Here is a 22,099-nt window from a genome sequence, read left to right on the forward strand (position 1 = left end):
GCGGGTTGCCATGGGAATATCTGGGGGATTGCCCCTGATCGGAAGAATGCAGTCGATCCCAATCTTATGCCTTATACAGCCATAGACGGCATAGCGAGATTCAACCATCATGCGACCGCGAGTAGCAGAATACATACCCGCCGGACTGCGACCGACGAACCGGCCGCCGAATTGATGGCATCGTCATGAAAGAGAATGTCGACACTTCAACGTTGCACGATGCGAAGATCCCACGCTTCTGGCGCGACGACGCGTTCCCGTTCATCGAAGCGCGCGCGGTGCACGACGGACGCAACGTCTGTTATGCGAAGCATACGCACGAGACATTTTCGATCGGGGTGATCACGCAAGGCACGTGCACCTACATCAACGAGCGGCTGCGCGAACGGATCGGTGTCGGCAGCGTGGTCGTCATCAATCCCGGCGACGTGCATGCGTGCAATCCGCTTGGCCGCGAGGCATGGTCATACCGGATGCTCTACGTGGACGTGCCGTGGCTCGCGGAACTGCAGCATGAACTCGGCGTCAGCAAGGCGGCCGACTTCCGCGTGTTCTCGACGGCCTTGTCCCTGTGCGGCGAGCTATATCGCGGACTGAACCAGCTTCATGCGCTGCTCACGAGCGAGGCCGCCGACCCGCTGCGCAAGCATTGCGCGCTACTCACCTATTTCGGCGAACTGCAGCGCCAGCTCGATCCGGCACCCGAATCCAGTTGCGAGCACAACTACAAGCTCGCACGCGCGGCCGAATACATTCGCGAAAATTGCACGCGCGCACTGAAGCTCGATGAAATCTGCGCGGCCGCGGAACTGTCGGCTTCCTATCTGATTCGCGCGTTCAAGCGCTGTTATGGAATGACGCCGCACGTGTATCTGATCAACCGCCGCGTCGACTACTGCCGCGCGCAATTACGGCGCGGAAGAACGATTGCCGAAGTGGCCATCGAAGCGGGATTCTCGGATCAGGCGCATTTGCAGCGTGTATTCCGGCAGTTCATGGCGGCGACGCCGGGACAGTATCGCCGGCGTACCTGAGACGCCGCGCGGATGCGGTTCACGTCATCTGCTGCGTGACCTGCGCGTACATCAGATAGCCCGCCGTTGCGATCAGCATTGCGCCCATCGTCAGGTTGAAGATGCGAATGCGCAAGCGGCTATGCAGCAACACCGCGACACGGTCCCCCAATACCGCCCAAGCCGCGAGCGACAGATAGCAGACGAGGAAATACACGCTTATGAACGCGAGCAGCGTGGCATGCGAGCTCGAGAACAGCGCGGCACCCGATGCGCAGGCGATCCACGCCTTCGGGTTCAGCCATTGCAGCAGAAAGCCCTCGACGAAGGTTGGCGTGCGTTGTCGCTCGATGCTGATTTCGGGCGGCGCCAACGCGATGCGGTAGCCGACGTACACGATAAACGCCGCGCCCACGAGTTCCAGGTACATCAGAAAGACCGGATACGCGCTCACGAACTTCATGAGCCAGAAGCCGACGACGATCAGCAGCAGCGTAAAGCCGATCGTTGCACCGGAGACGAACGGTATCGTGCGTCTGAAGCCGTGATTGGCGCCCGACGAAACGATCACCATGTTCACCGGCCCCGGAGAAATCGACATCGTCAGCGAAAACACGCACATGGCGATGAACAGCGTCATTCGGTTCTCTCCGTCATGTGGTTCAGAAGTCTTTTAGCGTCAGGCCGGCGAAGTAGTCGACATCGAACGGATTCATCACATAGCCCGCCACCCTCGTGCTCACCAGCCGGAACACCGTCGAGTGAACGAGCGGCACGACCGGTTCGTCGTCGGCAAGGATCGCCAGTGCTCGCGCATAGAGATCGCTGCGCGCCCTGACGTCGGACGTCGCGCGCGCGTCGGTGATCAGGCGGTTGAATTCGGCGTTGCAGTAGCGCGCATTGTTCGACCCGCGCGTTACCGCATCGCAACTGAAGAGCGCGTAGAGGAAGTTGTCGGGGTCGCCGTTGTCGCCGGACCAGCCCAGTTGCGCCATGTCGTGCTCGCCGCGTTTGACCCTGTTCAGATAGGTGGGCCAGTCGTAGGTGACCAGTTCGACCTTGATGCCGACGCGCGCGAGGTCCGCCTGCATCATCTCTCCCATCGTGCGGCCGTTCGGGTTGTACGGACGGCTGACCGGCAACGTCCACAACGTCGCGCTGAAACCGCCCTCGTAGCCCGCTTCGGCAAGCAGCGCGCGCGCCCTGGCCGGGTCGTAAGGATAGGTTCGCACGCGATCCGTGTGTGACCAGAGCGTCGGCGGATACGGGTTGATGGCCGGTTTCGCGTTGCCGAGAAAAATCGCGTCGATGTAGGCCTGCCGGTTCAGCGCATGCGCGACCGCGCGGCGCACGAGCACGTTGTTGAACGGCGGCTTCGCGGTGTTCATCGCGAGGTAGCCGACGTTCAGGCCCTCCTGCGCATGCAAGACCAGGCGGCTGTCCTTGCGAATGGCGGCCAGCGCCGCCGGCGGCGGCGCCACCGCGATCTGGCATTCGCCGCGCCGCACCTTCTGCACACGCACGCTGGCGTTGGGCGTGATCACGAACACCAGGTGCGCGATACCGGGCGCGCCTCGCCAGTACTGCGGATGCGCGTCGTAGCGGATCATGCTGTCTTTCACGTAACTGCGAAACGCGTACGGGCCCGTGCCGACAGGCTCGGTATCGATGTCTTCGGGACGACCCTGCTCGAGAAGCCTGGCGCCGTATTCGGCTGACAGGATCGACATGAAGGGCATCGCGAGGTCCGCAAGGAACGGCGCGTCGGGCCGCGACAGCACGATGCGCACCGTGTACGCATCGACGCGTTCGACCGACACGATGAGCTTATCCATGCCCATGCCCTGGAAGTACTGATAGTTGCCGCCGCCCATCCGGTGATACGGATGATCTGCCCGCCATTGCCGGTCGACGGAAAACAGGACGTCGTCCGCATTGAAGTCGCGCGTCGGCGTGAAGAACGCCGTTCGGTGAAACTTCACGCCACGCCGCAAGCGAAACAGATAGGTTTTCTGGTCCGCCGAGATCGACCAGCTTTCGGCCAGTGCGGGCACGATTTCCGTCGTGCCGGGCCGGAAGTCGACGAGCCGGTCGTAGATCGTCGTCGCCGTCGCGTTGCGGGCCGTGCCGGACAGCATCAGTTGCGGATTCAACGATTCGGGGCTGCCCTCCGAACAGTAAACGAGCGTATCGGCCGGTGTGGCATACGCGGCGCCGCAGGCACACGCCGCATAAAACACGCAGCCGGAAAACGCCGCGCGTCGCACGAGGTCGCGGCCGTGGGAGGCGACGAACGACATCATGACCATAGCCCCAGACTGCCATCCTTCCTGAGCCCGATAAACGACGTCTGCGAAATGCGCTCTCCATCGGGCGTGCCGAAAATCTCGTGGAAGTTCTGCGTGTTGAAAATGATCAGGTCGCCGACTGCCGGCATGACGCGCAAGCAGTCGTCGCGTTCGAGCACGTCATACGGAAAGTAATATTCGCCAGGCACTTTGAGGCGTTCGTTGTGCGGCGTATGAACCGTGTCGTAAATCACGAGTTCGCCGCCGTGGCCTTGCATGCAGTAGTAGATGTTCCAGGTCAGCTGACGCTGGATCTGCGTGACCGCCCACGGCTGACGGATATGGCTCGGCGCGTGATCGACATGCAGACGTCCGTGGCCGCGAAAGCGCCTGAACGCGCCGGCGAAATACGGGCCGAAGCCCGGCTCGTCGAATACATCGACTTGCCGGTTCGCGCGCGCCGCGATCGTGTCGGCCACCATGCGTACCGGGTCGATGCCGAGGCCGTCGTACACGCGTCCGATCGCTGACTGAGCATCCCGCGTCTTGCGAAAATACACGGACTTGTCGTCGTGCGCCCACTGGTTGTGACACACGCCGACGTGATGCACGGGAATATCGTTCAGATGCGCATAGTCGCCAAATTCCAGTTCGCGCAGGCGTGCGGCGACCCGCGAGCAGATGCCGGGCCGCACGAACCCCTCGACGATGATTCCCGGAATTCTGAAGTCGAGCAGCAAGTCGAGATTCGACTCGGTCAATTCGCATAGCTGACGGCGAATCCAGTTGCCCATATTGTTCTCCGTTGGTTACAGGATCGCGCTCAAACGGCGCGCGCCGTTTGCCGGTTGCCCGACGCGATAAAGATGATGACCGTCAGATAAAGCATCATTAGCAGACCGACTACTTCGACGAAGCGGCGATCGAAGCGATCGATCAGCGCGCCGACCAGCGCCGCCTGCACGCTCGCGACAAAACAGCCAAGCGCGAACGAGATACCGAATACCGAGCCGAGGCGGCCCTTCGGCGCGAGCGCGACCATGCCGCTGTAACCCATCATCCACAGGAACTCGAAAACGACCACCATCGCGAGAAAAAGCGCGCCGCTCGTGGCCGGACTCATGCCGCAGGCGGCGGCGACGTAGAGCAGCGCCGCGATCGCCGACAACACGACAGTCAGTCGACGCACCTTGACGAACGGCTGCTCGAAAAGCCGCGTTTTCCTGCAGAAGAACGAGAAGCTCGCCGAGCCCGCGACGATGCCGATGCTTGCGAGCACGTACGACATCGATACCGCGGCTGGACCGAGCCCGAAGCGCTGTATGGGAAAAATTGGCTGCAACACGCTATAGGTTCCCTGGAAGAAGGTGGCGGTCAGCGGCGGCAACAGCGCGCAAACGAGAAGACGCCGGTCGCCGGCAAGCACGTCACGGTATTCGGCAAGGCGAACCACGAGCGACGGACGCGCGTTGCGAGCCACTTCGGGGCTTGCCTCGATACAGCGCGTGAACCAGACGAGACCGGCTGCCGCCACGAAAGTCAGCGCATCGAGCAGCGCGACTGCGCGAACGTCGAGCCGATCGGCAACGACGACGCCGGCGACAGCGGCAAAACCGATCCCACAGTGATAGCCCGACTGGAGAAACGACGCGTAGTGTGTCGCTTTGGCATGCGGAAACAGCGAGCGCGCCGCGACGGTCTTGTTGATGCGGTTCACCTGGTCGACGAGTCCGCGCACGAGCAGCACCGCGATGACCGGCCAGTAACCGGCCGAATCGGGAATCAGCGCAACGGGCACGGTCAGCGCGGCCGAGACCAGTTCGAGCCGGAACCATCGCACGCGCGGGTTGACGCCGTCGTTCCAGTCGCTGCGAACGAGCACCACGAGCATCGCGGGCAGCCACTGCAACGAAACGAAGACCGACGTCATCAAGCCGGAACCGGTCTTCGCATAGATGGAGATGGCCAGTACGATATGCAGCAGCACGGACCCGGCCGATGACATGGTGAACGCCGCGGTGGCGAGCAACAGGTTGGCCCTGGCGCGATCGAGCTTGATCATCGGGGCCGCCTCTAGCCGATTGTCGCGTTTGGCGCGATTGGCGCGATCGTCGTACCTGCTGCAATGAAATCGACGGCTCGCGCGGCGTTAAGCTTTGCTTCATGCCGGTCGCGCCCGACACACATCACCTGCGCGATCCAGCTGAAGTTCGAATTCGCGTCGGCAACGGTGTCGCCAGGTTCGCGATGCAGCCAGACGTCGTGTACGCCCGGCTGCGACCGGATCGCATCGATCGACGGCATGGCGACGACCTTGCCGCGCGTCGGGCTGACAAAGCACTTCCATGCGGCCCCGCGGCGCGGTTGATACAGCGGTTGCTGCGGTTCGTCGGCGGTGCGGGTGCGGGTGGTCGCTTCAAGGCACGCATCACGGCCCGCTTCATGGCCCGCTTCATGGCCCGCTTCATGGCCCGCTGCGTCGACTACGCGAAAGTCCGAGGCAACGTCGAGCGTGCCGAGGCACAGTTCGATGCAGTCGCCGACAATCGAGCGCGACGTCGCGAGGTCCAGCATCACCGAATGGCCGCTGCCGCCGACGCGCGTGTTGACTTCGACCAGATGCGGTCCGTCACGCGTGACGATCATTTCGACGTGGCTCGCACCGAAGTCGAAGCCGATCGCGTCGAGCGCCGCGCACGCTTTTCGCTCGACGGCTTCACGGTGAGCATCGACGAGCGGAAACGATGCGCCGATTTCAACGGCGCCGTTCATGACATCGCGATCCGCAATACCGACGATCTGATGCCGTCCCGCACCCGTCGTCAGGATTTCGGCGCTGACGAGTGCGCCTTCCAGATAGTCTTCGACGACGAATGCGGGCGAGATCCAGTCCTCGTCGATCTGCCTCAGCGACTGCAGGACCGCGCTAATCGCGGCTCGATCGCGGCACACCATCGCGCCGATGCTCGAATGCCCCTGCACCGGCTTTACGAAGCAGGGAAAATCGGGCGCGCCCTCCGGCTCTGCCAGCAATACCGGTAGCAATTCGATGCTATCGATCTTCCTGCACCGAACGCTGTCCGCACCTTTCGCGAGCAGCGTGCGGCGAAAGCGGTACTTGTCCTGCGCGAGTGCGATCGCGTCGGGGTTCGCGCCTCGCAAGCCGAATTCGCGACACAGACGCGCGGCGATATGCGTACGGATTTCCGCGAATGTCAGCAATGCGTCGATCGAATCGAGTTCGCCCTCGAGCGCCTTCGAGACCTGTTCGAGATCGTTCGAATTCGGCACGCGTACAACCTTGTCGACGAGATCAAGCCTTGCGAGCGCTGACGCCGGAAACCACCTCCTGAAGCGCTCGAAATTATCGGTCACCAGCACGGACCGGTAGCCGCGCTGTCTGCAATATGCGATCGCATCGAGACCGCTGAAGTTCGTTTCGATAAATACAACTGTTTTCATGCACCTATCCTTTATGTTCTTGCTGATCAGGCGACGCGCGGATACGTCACACGCAGGTGCGGGAGTCCGACTCGAGATGGATCAGGTGCGCGCACTGATCCCAGAACCGACGCCAGTAGTCGATGCCCTGATCGAACGACTGTTTGAACGCTTCGCGCTCGGACTGCGTATTGCAGAACCGCAGGAAGTTGGCTACCGAATGCCGGATATGCTCGGTTTCGTCGGCGCGATGCACCCTGAAGAAAGCCGAGTCGGACAGCACTTCGCCGCAAGCTTCGCTGTAGCACAAGCCATCGAACAGCGTTTCGATGTTCTCTTCCGCGATGATTTCGAAGCTAAGGAGCAAGCCGATGATGCCGGCTTCGCTATCGGTGTGCGCAAGTGTCGCGTCGAGTATGCGAATGACGTCGCGGATCGAAGCGCCTGACTCACTGGCCTCGACTTTGAGGCCGATCGCGTCGATCGCCTTCAGGAACAGCCGCGAGTGGATGAACTCCTTGTTGCGGCCGCCCAGTTCGTCGTACGCGATCTGAATCAGATGATGCTGACGCTCGGGGTCACCGCTTTGGGCAACGGCGCGAGTGAGAAAGGTCGGGACATAGCGTGTGAACTCGTACCAGGCAGTCGCCAGCGTTTGCGCGGCGCCGTGCGACGGCCGATTCGACGAGGTGGCCTTGATTCTTGCAAAAACGTTGCGCTTTTCAGCTTCGCTCACAAAATGCCGGGTCCAGAAGATCACTTCGGGATGGTCGTATCCATATTCCGCTTCTGGGATCAGATAGCGCCGTCCTTCAACGGCATGCTGACTTGATCGAAATTCCTGTCGACTCATGCTGAGCTTCCCTTGTTTAGGTCCTGCACCGGCCAACCTGCATGCAAGGAGCCGGGACCTCGAACAGCCCGTGTTGCCTCACTGCCCGGTCCGTCAGGCTGCCGATGAAGACTGTTGTTGCCTTTGCGGCGGTCTCGTATGCGTCCGATCGGGACACGGGCGAGAGGTTATAGGGAGGCGGCAGGCGTGTATTGAAGAAAATTACCCTCGAGACAGTTGCGTCGCGGCGTTTAATAGCGGCTGTGAGCTTTCGGATTATTCAACGCAATCTAAGATATATCTAAGCAACTCTAATCAATTAATCGACCTATAGGATCAGAGGAGGTTTCGATACCGGTAGAGACGGATATTTCTGATTTACAAAGGATTGCGACGCTTCATCGATGACTTTTTTTGCACGGGACGATTGCAGTTCTTTGTGCCAGATGGCACACTGAATCTGTAGCGGCGTTGCGATTTAAATATGCCCGGGTAGCCTGCGAAAAATTGGCGCCTGCAACCGTGAGCGTACCTGTTCTGTACGTCAGGTCCGGGTATCGCACTATCCGATAGCCTCCCCTTGCGGGAGGCTATTTTTTCTTGGGACCCTATGGGCGTAACGATCTATCTCGATGAAAGTGGATGCCTGGGCTGGAAGCTGAATAAACCGTATCTACACGGCGGCTCGAGCCAATGCTTCACACTGGCTGCTGCCGTCATTCCGGACGGCAGGGAGCCTGTACTCAGTCGGGTTATTCGTGGCCTCTACAAGAAGCGCGGACGCGCAGCAAAAAACGAGTTGAAGTCCATCGCGCTTTCGAGCGGCGAACGTGAACGCTTCGCAATGGCGCTGTGCGATGCACGTAGAAAGCATCCTGACATTCACTTCCTTGCCATCACTGTCAGAAAGAAAAGCGTGAACGATGCGTTTCGTCGCAATCCTAATGGTTTATATAACTATCTGGTCAAGTGTCTGCTTCTCGACCTGATGTGCGAATACGAGTCCGTCAGTTTTATTCCGGATGCGCGATCGATGAAAGCTGAATACAGGAATGGGCTGCACGACTACCTCGCAACGGAACTCGCATCGATAGGCGACACCGTGCTGCAAACAACGCCGTGGGAAAGCAGGGACAGTCTGCCGCTGCAGTTCGTCGACATTCTGGCCAGCATCGTGTGGGCGCATCATGAGCATGGGACGGGTTCGGCGTATCAGATCGCGGCGCCCTGTCTGGCGGAGAGACGCCTGCTGTTCAACAACCCCACGCATGAACGCGCGGTTGAATTGTGCTGAGTGGATTCCCGTGATGGCCCAGATGAGGGGCTGGGAAAAGACAAAGCCCGCAAGTCACTGACTTACGGGCTTTTGCTTTGCTTTTGCTTTGCTTTTACTTCGATACCTGGCGGAAAGGGTGGCTATCGAACCCATCAGCGCGAGCGTCGCCGCTATAGCCCATCGTCAAAGAGGTCCCGAGTGCGAGGATCACGGTCGCGGCTACCCCAGCCGCGCGGAGCTTTCCCAAGGCGCGCTCCCACACCTTGCCGTGGTCACCGGCTAGAGACGCCTCGACCTGGGCGACGGTTTCGAATATCGGCAGCTCCGCCATCTCCGCAAGCTCAGCGATCTGCGTCGCATCAGGCTTGAAGCGGCCGCTGCGCCATTCCGACAGCCTCGTTTGGTTGAGTCCTAGCTCGGTAGCTACGGCACCGAGCGTGCGCTTTTTGCGCTTTGCGGCGTCCAGAAGTTCTCCGATGTCCATGGTTACCCTTGACTTAGATTTCGCGGAAATGTATAAATCCGAAAATTTCTACTTTTCCGCGAAATTTCGCGGTTAGTAGGCAAACGGAAGTCTAACAGCATCACGTCGGGGAGCGATAGCTGTATGCGCATGCCGGAGCTACTTTTCCTGCTGGTCACGTCTTGCCTGGCTGCACAGGCGGCGTTCTCTGCCTCACACCTCACCATCGACAGCTCGCTGCCTGTAGCGGGAAGTCCGACCTATCTGACGAGTACGCAATGAGCCGCCGTCGCCCTACTGCCACCCCGAAAGCAGATTGGAAGCTAGGCGGCTCAGAGCCCGCCGCACCGCGCGCAGCGGAAGCGCGCACGGAGCGCCGGGCGGCGGAGCCGCCTTCCCCCCGTCCGGTAATACGGGGGGAAAGTGGTCAAACGCAGGCGAAAGCCATCGTGGACTGGTTGCGGTTCACGTTCGAGCCGGTCGGGTCGGTGCCGGACGGCTTGGAACAGGTACGGCGCTATTTGAAGCTGTGGTCGGACATGCCGATGAACCTTGTTCCGGCGAACAAGGGGCTGCAGGGCTACGCCGACAGCATGGACGTGCTGACGTTTCTCGACGGCGAGTGGATTCGTGCCGGCATTGTGGCGTGGGGTGGGCGCAATGGCGGCGACCGTCGCGTGTGCGTGGACTTCTCGGGCCGGGGCTGCGCGATCGTGACGGATTGGAATGCCGTGTACGCGACCATGCAGGCCCTTGACGCTCGTGTCACGCGCTGCGACCTCGCAATGGATTTCCTGCAAGGCGAAGTGACTGTCGCGCAGCTCGACGCGATGTACGGGGCAGGCGAGTTTCAGTGCGGCGGACGAATACCGGAGTACAGGAAGATCGAGAGCGGGCACGCTTCGGCGCGCGGCTGTGGCGGCACCACACTTGAGATTGGGCTGCGTACGAGCGGCAAAATGGTGCGGGCCTACGAAAAGGGTCGTCAGCTCGGCAACGTCAACAGCGAGTGGGTACGCGTCGAGATCCAATTCGGTAACAAGGACCGTGTGATACCGCACGAGATCGTACTCAAGACCGATCACTACTTCGTCGGTGCGCACAAGGCACTGGAGCAGTTCATTGACGTGGCGGCGCTGCGATGCCGCACCGATCAGGTCGAGCGCGAAACAACGCTTGAAACTAGTAAGCGCGCGATCAGGACGCAATACGGAAAGGTGATCAACCAGGCGTTGATCGAAAACGGTGAAGACTTTGCCGCGTTGGTGGTGGACGTGCGCCAGATGGGCGTGCCGCCACGAATGCAAAAATCTGCACTGGCAATGCACGTGCACGGCGCGCACGAACCTGCGCCGAATCTACGGGAGTAATCGCGATGGAAATGCTGGCAAGAGTAACGATTCGTGGTGCGAAATATTTCGTCGGAAATATCGATGGAAAGGAACTGGATAGCGCGGCGATCTATGTCGACGTCGAGCTGCGCGGCGAAACGGCGAGCGGCGTGTGCACGAATGAAGTGAAGGTCGAGAAGTCGGATGTTGTGAAGAGCATCCTCCACAACCCGATGCCCTTCGTCGCTGAAGTAACGATGATCCAGACGACCAACGGGAAGGCAAACGGTGACCGGAACATCGTGACGGCGATCAGGCCGATAGCGCCGGAGTCAAAAGCCGCGAAGGGGGCGTGAGATGCTCAAGGTCGAGGTAGGCGGCTACTTTGTGGGCAAGGCGCGGAGTCTTGAGCAGGCCGAAGACCTTGTCGAGGCATACATGACGTGGCTGGATTCAACGGGCAAGCTCGACGTTCAGCTTGCGGTCGGCGGCGTCGTGCTCGTGCCGTTCGTGTTCAAGGAAGCCGGCAGGATCGTGTTCGAGGGCGAGGCGAAGGTTGAGACGCGTCGGCCGGTGCTACGGCTTGTCGGCTGATTTTTCGTTACGGGGTAAGTTATGGAAAGTATCATGTCTGCGCGTGAGAGTTTTGAGGAGGTATCAAGCCTGCTGTGCGGCTTGAAATCGATTGCTTCGGCAGCGGGTAATGGCGCATCGCATTCCGGTTCCAACGAGGGCCGGGCAGTCTCCGAGCTTAGCTTTGGTGTGGTGACGTGGTGCGAGGTCATCGAGGAGCGCATGGAGCGTCTGTGGCGGCTGCTGCCGGATGACTCGGTGTCCGAATCCGAAGTTTCGCATGCTGCGCTATCTGCGGTTTCGCATGCGAAAGGTGCCGAAGTTTCGCATGGGGAAGCGACTGCTGCATGATTTTTAGGTATGGCTGTTATCCTATGAAGCCGGTCCTAGTGACCGGCTTTTTCTTGGAGACCTCCAAAGTGACAACTACGTATTGCGTCGCCACTACCGAACGTGTCTTGCGCTTTTACGTATTTCCTCGCGTCTACGATGGCACGTTTCGCCTAGTAGAGCGACTAGACACGCATGAGGTGTCGATGTTCGGCAACAAAGAGTCTGCGCGCATGGCGGCTACTGCGGCTGGGCTTAAGACTTGGGCCTATGTGAGGTTATGATTGAATTTCGCGCGTTGACGATTAGGCTTCCTCTTGATCGTCGTTTGGCAATGAATGGTTCTTGATATCTTTGATTGCTTCAAGCAGTTTGATAGTTGCATTGGCATCAAGCGTATCGTTTGTGTATCGCACTTCATAGAGGCCTTGAAGGTTAGATGGGAGTTTGACTCCATCGCGAACCAACAGAATGAATCGACGCCCGTAGAAGGCCATTGCTGCGCCGATTTCAATAAGGACATTAGGGTTCAAGAGAACGTGTTCAACTCCCTCATGATCGGTGACTGTTCGATCTGCATCGACATGGATGATTGCCGCACCGCACGCGCGCATGTCGTCCATGACTTTTTCAGGAACGGGCTTTGATACCGTTTGACGCTCTACGGAGACAATCGGATGCAGTTCGCCGAATTCTAGTAGTCGCTTGATTGGATCTACTAACTCTCGGCTCTTACCGTGTGTGATGAAAACCTTCCGGCGACGTTCGTCGTCCGCTATTGCCGTTGCTAGCGCAGTAGACTTGGCTGGGGCGCTAGGAGCGGGAGGCAACGACGGGTTCGCAGGATGGGCCAACTCTGGCGCATCTGCTTCTGGCGCTTGCGTTGCGCGATCTTGAGTCGGCGTCGTGGGGTCGCGGTCTTCATGTTCATCCCGTGCGGAGTCACTACCTTTATTATCGGTAGATCCGCTTCCATTCAAGCTCACGTACAACTTACCCCGGATTTCCTCAAGTAGGCCGATTGAGCGCGCACTTGACTCGATGCGTTGCATCACCTCCGCTGTTTTCTCGCGTGGTACTCCTAATTCTTCCAGTACGTTCATAGCAATATCGTTTCGCGGAAACGTAGAGCCATCGTAGCGTCGGAGGAATTCGCCTATGACACGCGGTAGCAAGATGGATTCGCGTTTTGCCAAAAGGTCATCGCCTTCTTTCTTGGGTCGAAGAATGCGCCGCGCCAAGTCCGTTACTGTCATGCTCGCAGCTTGCGCACCTCCCTCGATTAGCCCGAACGCAATAGAAGCGCCCGACAGGACTTTGAGCTGCGATCCTCCAGGATCTACGTTGAGAGCCTTGGCGACATACAGCGGAGCCGTCGGACGTCCAGCGTAATGTTCAATGATCGCCTCGGGCACACGCAGAGCCTCCTCCAAGGAAGCGCTTGGCACGTCCGATTGTTTGAGGTACGTGCGCTTCTCTGTCAATGCAACTGGCATAGCCTTCTTGGGCGATGTTTTCTTGGCGGCGGTGGCTTTTGGTCTCGGCATTTGGGTGTCCCCGATTAGGATGTCAAATACTAAGCGACATCGTGCTGCACGAACAATATCGGGGTGGGGAACGTGACGGCTGAACTCCGTCAAGTCGCCGCGTAGCGGCCCCGAAGGGCTTGGACTTGACGGCCGCTAGGAAAGATACGCTCGGCACTGGGCAAGGGGCGAGCCTCACCCGGCCCTTGCCCATGCGAAACGCGTCGTTTAGTCGTTGAGCAGCCGCGGCTGCACCGCCTGGTCGGCGCGATAGACAGCTCGCTTGATACTCGAAAGGTGGACGCCGTACTGATGGGCGAGCGCGGTGAGCGTATAGCGGCCTGTACGCCACTGAGCGACCGCTTGACGCTCTTCCTCGGGCTGCAGGCTGCGAGGCCGTCCTAGGCGTATTCCGCGCCCCTTCGCGGCCTGCATGCCACTCCTCGTCCGCTCACGAATCATTTCACGCTCGAACTCTGCGAACGCGCCTAGCATCTGGAGCATTAGCCGCCCGGCCGGCGTATTGGTGTCAATGTGCTCGGTGAGGCTTTCGAAGTCGGCGCCGCGATCCTGCAGGCGCTCGATGATGCTGAGCAGGTGTTTAAGCGATCGCGCGATGCGATCGAGCTTGTAGACGACGAGCGTATCGCCGCGCTTTAGGTTTCTAAGGAGTTTGTCTAAGACTGGTCGTCGAAGCGTTGCGCCCGACCGTTTTTCTTCGTGGACCAACTCGACACCCGCTTTGGTGAGGGCGTCAAGCTGGGCACGTGTTTCTTGCTCTTGTGTTGATACGCGCGCGTAGCCGATTCTCATTTTTCGAAAAAACCGGAATGCTCTTACTCCCGGTTTACGAAAGAGCTATACAGCTACGAAGTTTTTGCGCGAATCGCGCAAGAAGCGTTTTCTCTGGCGGAAAGGGTGGGATTCGAACCCACGGTACGGTATAACCGTACACCGGATTTCGAGTCCGGCGCATTCGACCTCTCTGCCACCTTTCCTTGGATTCTGTGGAAGCCGGAAGCGGCCTTCGCAGCGCTTCAAGCCAATACCTGAGAGCTACCGGGACGCTTCACTAGCGCTTCGCCAAGCGGGTCGCTGCTTGGCGAAGCGAAGATTATAGAACAGGTAAATTCGGTTTCCAAGACCTTTTTACATCGCCTGCATGAGCGCGATGTCATGACGGAAAACGCTACGTAGTTAACCCGCCGCCGCCGCTGCTGACGGCGCCGCTTCCAGCCGTTCCACACCACCGAGATACGGCCGCAGTGCGGCCGGCACCGTCACCGAGCCATCGGCATTCTGGAAGTTCTCCAGCACGGCGACGAGCGTACGTCCAACCGCGAGGCCCGAGCCATTCAGGGTGTGCACGAGCTCGGGCTTGCCCTGCGCATTGCGGAAGCGCGCTTGCATCCGGCGCGCCTGGAATGCTTCGGTATTCGAGCAGCTCGAAATTTCGCGATAGGTATTCTGCGCAGGCAGCCACACTTCGAGGTCGTAGGTCTTCGTCGCCGAGAATCCCATGTCGCCCGTGCACAGCGTAATCACGCGATACGGCAGTTCGAGCTTCTGCAAAATCGTTTCGGCATGCACGACCATCTGCTCGAGCGCGTCATACGACGTCTGCGGCGCGACGATCTGCACCATTTCGACCTTGTCGAACTGATGCTGACGAATCATCCCCCGCGTGTCGCGGCCATACGAGCCCGCCTCCGAGCGGAAGCAGGGCGAATGCGCGGTCAGTCTGATCGGCAACGCGTTCGCGTCGACGATGCTCTCGCGCACCGTGTTGGTCAGCGAAATCTCGGACGTCGAAATCAGATATTGCGTGACCGTATTTTCGCCGCCGCCCTTTTCGACACGGAACATATCGTCTGCGAACTTCGGCAGTTGACCCGTGCCGAAGAGAATCTCCGGGTTCACGATGTAAGGCGTATAGATTTCCGTGTACCCGTGCTGCTGCGTGTGCGTGTCGATCATGAACTGAGCGAGCGCACGGTGCAGCCGCGCAATCTGGCCGCGCAGCATCGTGAAGCGTGCGCCCGCGAGCTTCGCACCGGTCTCGAAATCGAGGCCAAGCGGCGTGCCGACGTCGACATGATCCTTGACTTCGAAATCGAACTGGCGCGGCGCGCCCCAGCGGCGCACCTCGACATTGCCGGACTCGTCGTTGCCGACCGGCACGCTTTCGTGCGGCAGGTTCGGCACGCCGAGCAGCAGATCCGACAAGCGCGTCTGGATCACATCGAGCTGCACGGCGGACGCCTTCATCTCGTCGCCGAGCCCGCTCACTTCGGCCATCACCGCCGAGGTCTCCTCGCCGCGCCCTTTCATTGCGCCGATCTGCTTGGACAGACTGTTGCGGCGCGCCTGCAATTCTTCAGTGCGGGTCTGGATGGCGCGGCGTTCCGCTTCGAGCGCGGTGAACGCTGCGACGTCGAGGGTATAGCCGCGGTCGGCGAGACGTTTTGCAACGCCGTCGAGATCTTTGCGCAGCAACTGGATGTCGAGCATGACGAGGGGGGAAATTCGTTGTGTGAAGCTGCGATTCTAGCGCACCGGCGTCCGGATCCGGTGCGCGTCCGGTGCGCACGAGCAGCGCCAGCCGCCCCGTGCGGCGCTCAGCTCTTTTTCGGCTTGTGCTCGCTACGCCACGTGTCGTCGAGTTCCGCGAGGCGGGCGAGCTTCTCGCCGATCCGGCCTTCCAGGCCGCGCGGCGTCGGCCGGTACCAGCGCGGCTCGCGCATGCCGTCGGGAAGATACGTTTCGCCGGCCGCATACGCATCCGGCTCGTCGTGCGCATAGCGATACTCGTGACCGTAGCCGAGTTCCTTCATCAGCTTCGTCGGGGCATTGCGCAGGTGCACCGGCACCGCGCGCGACTGGTCCTTGCCGACGAACGCGCGCGCCTCGTTGTACGCCATATAGCCCGCATTCGACTTCGGCGCGACTGCCATGTAGATGATCGCCTGCGCGAGCGCGAGCTCGCCCTCGGGCGTGCCGAGGCGCTCGTAGGTCTCGGCCGCATCGAGCGCGATGCGCCCGGCGCGCGGGTCGGCGAGGCCGATGTCTTCCCACGCCATCCGCACGATGCGGCGCGCGAGATAACGCGGGTCGGCGCCGCCGTCGAGCATCCGGCAGAACCAGTACAGCGCGCCGTCCGGGTTGCTGCCGCGCACCGACTTGTGCAGCGCGCTGATCTGATCGTAGAACGCATCGCCGCCCTTATCGAAGCGGCGCAGGTTTTCTGCGAGCGCGCTGCCGAGCAATGCGCCGTCGATGTCCGCGGTCTTCTGCTGCGCCGCTGCGCGCGCGACGATCTCGAGGTTGTTCAGCAGCTTGCGCCCGTCGCCGTCCGCGGAACCGATCAACGCGTCGCGCGCTTCGTCCGTGAACGTGAGGCCGCCCAGTTCATGCTGTGCGCGCTCGAGCAGTTCGCGCAATTCGCCGGCATCGAGGCTCTTCAGCACGTACACCGCGGCGCGCGACAACAGCGCGCTGTTCACCTCGAACGACGGATTCTCGGTCGTCGCGCCGACGAACACGAAGAGGCCCGATTCGACATGCGGCAAGAACGCATCCTGCTGGCTCTTGTTGAAGCGATGCACTTCATCGACGAACACGAGCGTCTGCCGCCCGTGCGCGCGATGCACCTGCGCGGTCTCGACGGCCTCGCGAATATCCTTGACGCCCGACAGGACGGCGGACAGCGCAATGAATTCCGCGTCAAACGCGTCGGCCATCAGCCGCGCGAGCGTCGTCTTGCCGACGCCAGGCGGCCCCCAGAGAATCATCGAATGCGCTTCGCCGGACTCGAATGCGACGCGCAGCGGCTTGTTCGGTCCGAGCAGATGCTTCTGGCCGATCACTTCATCGATGGTGCGAGGCCGCAAGCGCTCGGCAAGCGGAACATTGGCACGGGTTTCTTCGAACATGATGTTTGGGATAATCTCGGCTGTTTCGGCGCAAACTGACGTGCAGGGCCGCAACGCACGCTTGCGGAACACCACGGGTTCGCCGACATGATCGAGCATTATGACAGCCGTCGCGTCACGGCGATGGCGCGACGGTTTGCATTGCGATTTCATCGCTGCAATATCGCGCGGCCGAATCTCAGCTGACTCGCGGCTGAATTCCAGCCAAGCGCAGAGCAAACTGATACAAACAAAGACAAGGAGGATCGACACCCATGGCTCAAGACCCGGCCCAGGACCCGCTCGCCGAGGACACCGGCTCCGCCTACGCCCCGCTTTCACCAGTGCCCGAGGCGCGCCGCGCGTTTCGCGCCGGCGACGCATTCGCACTGTGGTTCTCGCTCGGCATCGGCCTGCTCGTTGCGCAGGCGGGCGCCCTGCTCGTGCCCGGCCTTTCGTTGCCGCATGCGCTCGCGGTCATCGCGATCGGCACTGCGATCGGCGTCGTGCTGCTCGCGCTGGCCGGTGTCGTCGGTACCGATACGGGTCTCGCGGCGATGTCGTCGCTGCGGCCGACGCTCGGCGTGCGCGGCGCGTCGGTGCCCGCCGTGCTCAACGCGGTCCAGCTGGTCGGTTGGGGGTCGTTCGAAGTCATCGTGATGCGCGATTCCGCCGATGCGCTCGCAAAACAGGCGTTCGGCCTGTCGATGCCGCTCTTGTGGACCGTCATCTTCGGCGTGCTGGCCACGCTGCTCGCGATCAGCGGTCCGTTATCGTTCGTACGGCGTTTTCTGCGCAGCTGGGGCATCTGGCTGCTGCTCGCAGGCGCCGGCTGGCTCACATGGGCGGTGCTCGCGAAACACGATATCGGCGCGCTGCTGCATCGCGCCGGCACCGGCGACATGCCGGCGGGCGTCGCGCTCGATCTCGTCGTCGCGATGCCGCTGTCGTGGCTGCCGCTGATCGCCGACTACACGCGTTTCGGCCGGCGCGCCGGCGAGACGTTTCGCGGCACGCTGCTCGGCTACGGCATCGCGAACATCTGGTTCTATGCGTTGGGCGCCATCTACGGGCTCACGGCAGGCGGCGGCGATGCGCTGCTGACCACCGCGCTTGCGCAGGCTGGCGGCGGTCTCGCGTTGCTGCTCGTGCTCATCGACGAAATCGACAACGCATTCGCCGACATTCACTCGGCTGCGGTGTCGACCGGCACGTTCTGGACGCGCTCGAGCGTGCCGTGGCTGTCCGCGGCGTTCGGCGCGCTATGCACGCTGATCGCCCTGGCCGTGCCGATGGCGAAGTACCAGAATTTTCTGCTGCTGATCGGCTCGGTGTTCGCGCCGCTCTTCGGCGTCGTGCTCGTCGACCACTTCATCGTGCGCAAGCGCCGTGTCGACGCAGCCGCGCTCGCCGACCCGCAGGGCCGCTACGGTTACTCCGCAGGCTGGCACGTGAGCGCATTCGTCGCATGGGCGATCGGCATCGCCGCCTACCAGGCGATCAACCAGTGGCTGCCGAATCTCGGCGCGACGCTGCCTGCGCTTGCGATCGGTGCCTTGTGCTATCTCGCGTTCGTGTCGACGCGCCGGCAGGCCTTCGCATAGCTGGCAAGATGCGCCGGCAACCGGCTGCAATTTGCTGCTAACCGGCCGGCAGCCGCCCCTTTGTGGCCGCCTCGACAAGCCCGTTCCCCGGGGCGGGCCGATCAATAGGTCTGATTCGCGCTCGCCGCACCTGCACTTCTACGCGCGGTCAGGAACTGGCCGAGCATGATCGTGCGGCGCTCGATCAGCAGATACATGGCGGTGGCGACCGGAATCTCGAGCGCGGCCGCTATCAGGATGGAGCGCCACATCGTGCTCGCGGACGGCATCAGATGAATCACCGTCAGCAGCACGATCGTATGCGTGAGGTACAGGCTGTATGAAATCTGGCCCAGAAACGCGAACGGCCGCGCCTCGAGCAGCTTGGCAAAGCGCGCCGATACGAGCGACGTGCAGATCAGTCCAGCAGAACCCGCGGTAACGAGCCAGTCGTACAAATACTGTCCGGCCGGACCGAGCTTCATCGAGAGCGCCCCGCGCGACAGGAAATACAGCAACACCGAGATCACCAGCACCGGGCGCAAGCGGCCGTTCTTCATCAGCCACTGGCGCCACGCGGTGCGATGCACGGCCAGCACGGCGCCGACGACAAACATGCCCGCGTAGTGCAGCGTCATGGGCCAGTCGCCGCCGAAATTCGCGCCTTGCGGATCGTCGCCTTCGAGCAGGATCAGCATGAACGAGACGATCGAGACGCAGAGCGCGACCACGATCGACGTGCGCGCCGATACGCGGGCGACCCATGCGACCACGAATGGCATGACGATCGAAATCCGCAGTTCGTAGATCAGCGTCCAGATAACGGGAATCATCTGGCCAGCCCGATATTTCCCGATAAAGAGCAGATGGTCGGCGATCTCCGTGCCGGTAAACGGGCCGCTCCATACTTCGTTGCCCCATCCGCCGAGCCATTTGATTGGCTTCACGTCGAGCGCATTCACGATCGAGAAGGTCGCGACCAGCACGACCAGATACGGCAAATAAATCCGGCAAATCCGTTTGACCAGGAAATCTTTATACGAAATACTTCGACCCGAGCGCAATTGCAATGTCAAAACGAATCCGCTCAGTATAAAAAAGAGAATAACTGCCTGATGGCCCAGTGAGTTCACACGAAAAGGTGACTGGGAAGCCCACTCGAGCGGGCCGACCAGGGCAAAATGACTGATCACCACCGACAGCGCGGCGACGCCGCGTAGCGCATCGAGCTGATGGTAATGCTGTCGACTGGAAACACTCGGTTCTGTCATCCGTTGAATACCCGCGGCGAAGAACAGGCAAATAGGCATGCGAAAGGCGCGCTCGCGAGCGCGCCCATCGTCAAGGGGTTTTCAGTACCCGCCTGTTCAGGTGTTCATGATTGATATGTTTAATTCTGACAGCAGTCGGCGGGAAGGTTTGAATAACTTTCTAATACTTTTAGTTTTTTATATTTTTGTCGCGGATTATTACGTGCGAAAGGATCGGCCTTTGCGACGACTACCAGTCAGGCAGGATTTTATTATTTTTGCGTAATTTTTACCCTCCGGTTCAAAAGTTACCGGGAGGCCATCGTTAAACATTGCACGGCGTGATATTTGTATCGATTTCTGCGAGTTTCCGGCAATCAGCTTGCATTTCATGCCAATGTTGACTGGGCCGCTAACGCTCTCGCGTTGCTCGATACTCGACACCCGGCAGCACGCAAAGCAATTCGAAAGCGAGGTTTGCACCGAGCAGCGCGGTCGTGCCGAATGGATCGTAGGGCGGCGCGACTTCGACGAGATCCGCGCCGATCACATTGAGCCCGTGGGCGCCGCGAATGATCTCGAGCGCCTGAGGCACGGTGAGCCCCGCGATTTCCGGCGTGCCGGTACCGGGTGCAAAAGCCGGGTCGATCCCGTCGATATCGAACGTGATATACACGGGTGCAGTGCCGATCCGTTCGCGCACGCGCGCCATCAGCGGCGCAAGCGAACGATTCCAGCACGCTTGCGCCTGCACTACTTCGAAGCCCTGGTCGCAGCACCAGTCGAAGTCTTCGGCCGCGTAACCGGTGCCGCGCAGTCCGATCTGCACGACGCGCTCGCAGTCGAGCAGCCCCTCTTCGACCGCGCGCCTGAACGGCGTGCCGTGCGCGATCTTCTCGCCCATCATCGTGTCGTTGACGTCTGCATGCGCGTCGACGTGGATCAGCGCGACCTTGCCGTGCCGCCGGTGCATCGCGCGCAGGATCGGCAGCGCAATCGTATGGTCGCCGCCGAGCGTGATCGGCTTCGCGCCGTGCGCGAGGATCTCGTCATAGGCGGTTTCGATGCGTGCGATCGAATCGTGGAGGTTATACGGGTTGATCGCGACGTCGCCGATGTCGGCAACGCGCAGCGAATCGAACGGCGCGGCACGCGTGGCCATGTTGTACGGTCGCAGCAGCACCGATTCGCTGCGGATCTGGCGCGGCCCGAAACGCGCACCGGTGCGGTTCGACGTGCCGAGATCGAACGGCACGCCGACAAAGCATGCGTCGAGCCCTTCCGGAGAGCCCGCATTGGGCAAACGCATCATCGTCGCGATGCCGCCGCAACGCGGCATCACGTTGCCCGAGAGCGGCTGCGGGCGCTCGGACGACAGGTCCGGGCAGACAAAGGACGACTTGTTCATCGCGGTTCACCGGTCAGAGGTGGGGGCATGAAATCCGGTCGCCGCAGCCGGCAAGCCTAGCCGTTGATCACGTCCGCCCCTTTCGGCACCGTGAACTTGAACGCATCGGCAGGCAGCGATGGATTCTTCTGAATATTCGAGAACTTCAGCAGCGTCACATTTCCGAATACGTCATGCAGTTCCATCGCTTCGAGGTTGCCGTCGCGAAAACCGATGCCGATGCGCTGGAACTGCGTGTCTTTTGATTTTGGCACCAGTTCGAGCCAGTCGATACCCGCTTTCACCCCAGCATCCTTCAACGTGAAGTTCTGCTCGAGATCGTTGCTGCCGAACAGGATCGCCGCCGGACTTGCGCCGAGCGCGCCGCCGAGCGCGCGCACGGTGACCTGGTTCAGGTCCTTGTCGTAGACGTACAGCTTGTCGCCGTCGGCCTGCAGAAGCTGCTCGTACGGCTTCTGATACTGCCAGATGAACTTGCCGGGACGCGCGAACGAGAATGTGCCGCTCGACACCGTATTGCCCCTCATGCCCTGCGTCGACAGCGTGCCGCTAGCGCCCTTGGCGTTATTCGGCACGTGGATTTCGGTCTGCACGAAGTCGCCGCGCGCCGCATGGACCTGCGAGATGAATTGCTTCAACTGGTCCGTGCCGCTCGCGAACACGGGCGAGGCGACGAACAGCGTCGCGCAAGCCGCCATGCACGTCACGACGCGGGCGAGGTAGGCGATACGACCGACGCGCCGCGCAAGCGCACGTGCGACGCTGCCGCGAACGCGGGAATCACCGAAGCGGGCGTCAAGCCCGCCGACGTAATGCTGCATCGATTTCTCTCCGTGGAAAAAACAGGAAGCGCGACACGCGCTGCCGACGAGGC

The 22,099-nt window shown here is 60.9% G+C and carries 21 protein-coding genes and 1 tRNA gene; 7 read left to right on the plus strand and 15 right to left on the minus strand.

Features of this window, described 5'->3' with window-relative positions; genetic code table 11:
• Positions 1 to 185: 185 nt before the first annotated feature.
• On the plus strand, positions 186 to 1,034 hold the full coding sequence (locus BTO02_RS16305; protein WP_075157903.1) for an AraC family transcriptional regulator: 849 nt from the start codon (positions 186 to 188) through the stop codon (positions 1,032 to 1,034).
• Positions 1,035 to 1,053: 19 nt separating this feature from the next.
• Here the strand turns inward: BTO02_RS16305 and BTO02_RS16310 are convergent, their stop codons facing one another.
• From BTO02_RS16310 to BTO02_RS16335, 6 genes are read right to left on the minus strand one after another with little or no spacing between them, the layout of a single operon-like run.
• Positions 1,054 to 1,653 (minus strand): LysE family translocator, encoded by a 600-nt coding sequence (locus tag BTO02_RS16310; RefSeq protein WP_075157904.1) that lies wholly within the window; start codon positions 1,651 to 1,653, stop codon positions 1,054 to 1,056.
• Between the two features lie 22 nt (positions 1,654 to 1,675).
• On the minus strand, positions 1,676 to 3,316 hold the full coding sequence (locus BTO02_RS16315; RefSeq protein ID WP_198039155.1) for an ABC transporter substrate-binding protein: 1,641 nt from the start codon (positions 3,314 to 3,316) through the stop codon (positions 1,676 to 1,678).
• A complete protein-coding gene (locus tag BTO02_RS16320) occupies positions 3,313 to 4,095 on the minus strand; it encodes a 2OG-Fe(II)-dependent halogenase WelO5 family protein (RefSeq protein ID WP_075157905.1) in 783 nt (260 codons plus the stop codon). The genes BTO02_RS16315 and BTO02_RS16320 overlap by 4 nt, the downstream gene beginning before the upstream one ends.
• 29 nt (positions 4,096 to 4,124) lie before the next feature.
• Complete coding sequence (locus BTO02_RS16325; RefSeq protein ID WP_075157906.1) at positions 4,125 to 5,363, minus strand: MFS transporter; 1,239 nt, start codon at positions 5,361 to 5,363, stop codon at positions 4,125 to 4,127.
• A gap of 11 nt (positions 5,364 to 5,374) precedes the next feature.
• A complete protein-coding gene (locus BTO02_RS16330) occupies positions 5,375 to 6,763 on the minus strand; it encodes an ATP-grasp domain-containing protein (RefSeq protein WP_075157907.1) in 1,389 nt (462 codons plus the stop codon).
• A 46-nt stretch (positions 6,764 to 6,809) separates the two neighbouring features.
• Positions 6,810 to 7,595, minus strand: coding sequence for an iron-containing redox enzyme family protein (locus BTO02_RS16335; protein WP_075157908.1), 786 nt, complete (start codon positions 7,593 to 7,595; stop codon positions 6,810 to 6,812).
• A gap of 589 nt (positions 7,596 to 8,184) precedes the next feature.
• On the opposite strand from BTO02_RS16335, the gene BTO02_RS16340 reads away from it, so the two are divergent.
• Complete coding sequence (locus tag BTO02_RS16340; RefSeq protein ID WP_075157909.1) at positions 8,185 to 8,868, plus strand: DUF3800 domain-containing protein; 684 nt, start codon at positions 8,185 to 8,187, stop codon at positions 8,866 to 8,868.
• A gap of 94 nt (positions 8,869 to 8,962) precedes the next feature.
• Here the strand turns inward: BTO02_RS16340 and BTO02_RS16345 are convergent, their stop codons facing one another.
• Positions 8,963 to 9,334 carry a helix-turn-helix domain-containing protein gene (locus tag BTO02_RS16345; RefSeq protein WP_075157910.1) on the minus strand — a complete coding sequence of 124 codons (372 nt, stop codon included), beginning with the start codon at positions 9,332 to 9,334 and terminating at the stop codon, positions 8,963 to 8,965.
• Positions 9,335 to 9,762: 428 nt separating this feature from the next.
• On the opposite strand from BTO02_RS16345, the gene BTO02_RS16350 reads away from it, so the two are divergent.
• The 4 genes from BTO02_RS16350 to BTO02_RS34340 are packed head-to-tail and all read left to right on the plus strand — an operon-like array spanning position 9,763 to position 11,568.
• Positions 9,763 to 10,683, plus strand: a complete 921-nt coding sequence (locus tag BTO02_RS16350; RefSeq protein ID WP_075157911.1) for a replication initiation factor domain-containing protein — start codon at positions 9,763 to 9,765, stop codon at positions 10,681 to 10,683.
• Positions 10,684 to 10,688: 5 nt separating this feature from the next.
• The gene (locus BTO02_RS16355) at positions 10,689 to 11,000 is read left to right on the plus strand and encodes a hypothetical protein (protein ID WP_075157912.1); all 312 of its coding nucleotides are present in this window, start codon (positions 10,689 to 10,691) and stop codon (positions 10,998 to 11,000) included.
• A 1-nt stretch (position 11,001) separates the two neighbouring features.
• Positions 11,002 to 11,238 (plus strand): hypothetical protein, encoded by a 237-nt coding sequence (locus BTO02_RS16360; RefSeq protein ID WP_075157913.1) that lies wholly within the window; start codon positions 11,002 to 11,004, stop codon positions 11,236 to 11,238.
• Positions 11,239 to 11,271: 33 nt separating this feature from the next.
• The gene (locus tag BTO02_RS34340) at positions 11,272 to 11,568 is read left to right on the plus strand and encodes a hypothetical protein (RefSeq protein ID WP_156883842.1); all 297 of its coding nucleotides are present in this window, start codon (positions 11,272 to 11,274) and stop codon (positions 11,566 to 11,568) included.
• A gap of 284 nt (positions 11,569 to 11,852) precedes the next feature.
• Here the strand turns inward: BTO02_RS34340 and BTO02_RS16370 are convergent, their stop codons facing one another.
• The 5 genes from BTO02_RS16370 to BTO02_RS16390 form a co-directional block, all read right to left on the minus strand.
• Positions 11,853 to 13,094 carry a TIR domain-containing protein gene (locus BTO02_RS16370; RefSeq protein WP_075157915.1) on the minus strand — a complete coding sequence of 414 codons (1,242 nt, stop codon included), beginning with the start codon at positions 13,092 to 13,094 and terminating at the stop codon, positions 11,853 to 11,855.
• 207 nt (positions 13,095 to 13,301) lie between these two features.
• The gene (locus tag BTO02_RS16375; protein ID WP_075157916.1) at positions 13,302 to 13,886 is read right to left on the minus strand and encodes a recombinase family protein; all 585 of its coding nucleotides are present in this window, start codon (positions 13,884 to 13,886) and stop codon (positions 13,302 to 13,304) included.
• A 94-nt stretch (positions 13,887 to 13,980) separates the two neighbouring features.
• Positions 13,981 to 14,071: transfer RNA gene (locus tag BTO02_RS16380), tRNA-Ser, on the minus strand.
• 199 nt (positions 14,072 to 14,270) lie between these two features.
• Positions 14,271 to 15,584, minus strand: a complete 1,314-nt coding sequence (gene serS / locus BTO02_RS16385; protein ID WP_075157917.1) for a serine--tRNA ligase — start codon at positions 15,582 to 15,584, stop codon at positions 14,271 to 14,273.
• A 107-nt stretch (positions 15,585 to 15,691) separates the two neighbouring features.
• Positions 15,692 to 17,005 carry a replication-associated recombination protein A gene (locus BTO02_RS16390; protein ID WP_075158933.1) on the minus strand — a complete coding sequence of 438 codons (1,314 nt, stop codon included), beginning with the start codon at positions 17,003 to 17,005 and terminating at the stop codon, positions 15,692 to 15,694.
• 254 nt (positions 17,006 to 17,259) lie between these two features.
• On the opposite strand from BTO02_RS16390, the gene cytX reads away from it, so the two are divergent.
• Positions 17,260 to 18,588, plus strand: a complete 1,329-nt coding sequence (cytX, locus tag BTO02_RS16395; RefSeq protein ID WP_075157918.1) for a putative hydroxymethylpyrimidine transporter CytX — start codon at positions 17,260 to 17,262, stop codon at positions 18,586 to 18,588.
• 101 nt (positions 18,589 to 18,689) lie between these two features.
• On the opposite strand, the gene BTO02_RS16400 is transcribed toward cytX, so the two are convergent.
• The 3 genes from BTO02_RS16400 to lolA all read right to left on the minus strand — a co-directional run bounded on the left by BTO02_RS16400 (position 18,690) and on the right by lolA (position 22,046).
• Positions 18,690 to 19,877 (minus strand): acyltransferase family protein, encoded by a 1,188-nt coding sequence (locus BTO02_RS16400; protein ID WP_083615152.1) that lies wholly within the window; start codon positions 19,875 to 19,877, stop codon positions 18,690 to 18,692.
• Between the two features lie 352 nt (positions 19,878 to 20,229).
• Complete coding sequence (speB, locus tag BTO02_RS16405; RefSeq protein ID WP_075157920.1) at positions 20,230 to 21,225, minus strand: agmatinase; 996 nt, start codon at positions 21,223 to 21,225, stop codon at positions 20,230 to 20,232.
• 56 nt (positions 21,226 to 21,281) lie between these two features.
• Positions 21,282 to 22,046: an outer membrane lipoprotein chaperone LolA gene (gene lolA, locus BTO02_RS16410; RefSeq protein WP_075157921.1), complete on the minus strand. Its 765-nt coding sequence runs from the start codon at positions 22,044 to 22,046 to the stop codon at positions 21,282 to 21,284.
• Positions 22,047 to 22,099: the final 53 nt, after the last annotated feature.

Origin of the sequence: Paraburkholderia sp. SOS3 (assembly GCF_001922345.1) — a bacterium.
In the GTDB taxonomy this organism is placed as follows: Bacteria; Pseudomonadota; Gammaproteobacteria; order Burkholderiales; family Burkholderiaceae; genus Paraburkholderia.

Bases quoted from the DNA above. Each gene is read 5' to 3' on its own strand.
- BTO02_RS16305 (WP_075157903.1), top strand. From the start codon at position 186: ATGAAAGAGAATGTCGACACTTCAACGTTGCACGATGCGAAGATCCCA.
- cytX (WP_075157918.1), top strand. From the start codon at position 17,260: ATGGCTCAAGACCCGGCCCAGGACCCGCTCGCCGAGGACACCGGCTCC.
- speB (WP_075157920.1), bottom strand. From the start codon at position 21,225: ATGAACAAGTCGTCCTTTGTCTGCCCGGACCTGTCGTCCGAGCGCCCG.
- BTO02_RS16370 (WP_075157915.1), bottom strand. From the start codon at position 13,094: ATGCCGAGACCAAAAGCCACCGCCGCCAAGAAAACATCGCCCAAGAAG.
- BTO02_RS16320 (WP_075157905.1), bottom strand. From the start codon at position 4,095: ATGGGCAACTGGATTCGCCGTCAGCTATGCGAATTGACCGAGTCGAAT.
- BTO02_RS16360 (WP_075157913.1), top strand. From the start codon at position 11,002: ATGCTCAAGGTCGAGGTAGGCGGCTACTTTGTGGGCAAGGCGCGGAGT.
- BTO02_RS16330 (WP_075157907.1), bottom strand. From the start codon at position 6,763: ATGAAAACAGTTGTATTTATCGAAACGAACTTCAGCGGTCTCGATGCG.
- BTO02_RS16400 (WP_083615152.1), bottom strand. From the start codon at position 19,877: ATGCCTATTTGCCTGTTCTTCGCCGCGGGTATTCAACGGATGACAGAA.
- BTO02_RS16375 (WP_075157916.1), bottom strand. From the start codon at position 13,886: ATGAGAATCGGCTACGCGCGCGTATCAACACAAGAGCAAGAAACACGT.
- BTO02_RS34340 (WP_156883842.1), top strand. From the start codon at position 11,272: ATGTCTGCGCGTGAGAGTTTTGAGGAGGTATCAAGCCTGCTGTGCGGC.
- BTO02_RS16345 (WP_075157910.1), bottom strand. From the start codon at position 9,334: ATGGACATCGGAGAACTTCTGGACGCCGCAAAGCGCAAAAAGCGCACG.
- BTO02_RS16325 (WP_075157906.1), bottom strand. From the start codon at position 5,363: ATGATCAAGCTCGATCGCGCCAGGGCCAACCTGTTGCTCGCCACCGCG.
- BTO02_RS16310 (WP_075157904.1), bottom strand. From the start codon at position 1,653: ATGACGCTGTTCATCGCCATGTGCGTGTTTTCGCTGACGATGTCGATT.
- BTO02_RS16335 (WP_075157908.1), bottom strand. From the start codon at position 7,595: ATGAGTCGACAGGAATTTCGATCAAGTCAGCATGCCGTTGAAGGACGG.
- BTO02_RS16340 (WP_075157909.1), top strand. From the start codon at position 8,185: ATGGGCGTAACGATCTATCTCGATGAAAGTGGATGCCTGGGCTGGAAG.
- BTO02_RS16355 (WP_075157912.1), top strand. From the start codon at position 10,689: ATGGAAATGCTGGCAAGAGTAACGATTCGTGGTGCGAAATATTTCGTC.
- BTO02_RS16315 (WP_198039155.1), bottom strand. From the start codon at position 3,316: ATGATGTCGTTCGTCGCCTCCCACGGCCGCGACCTCGTGCGACGCGCG.
- BTO02_RS16390 (WP_075158933.1), bottom strand. From the start codon at position 17,005: ATGTTCGAAGAAACCCGTGCCAATGTTCCGCTTGCCGAGCGCTTGCGG.
- lolA (WP_075157921.1), bottom strand. From the start codon at position 22,046: ATGCAGCATTACGTCGGCGGGCTTGACGCCCGCTTCGGTGATTCCCGC.
- serS (WP_075157917.1), bottom strand. From the start codon at position 15,584: ATGCTCGACATCCAGTTGCTGCGCAAAGATCTCGACGGCGTTGCAAAA.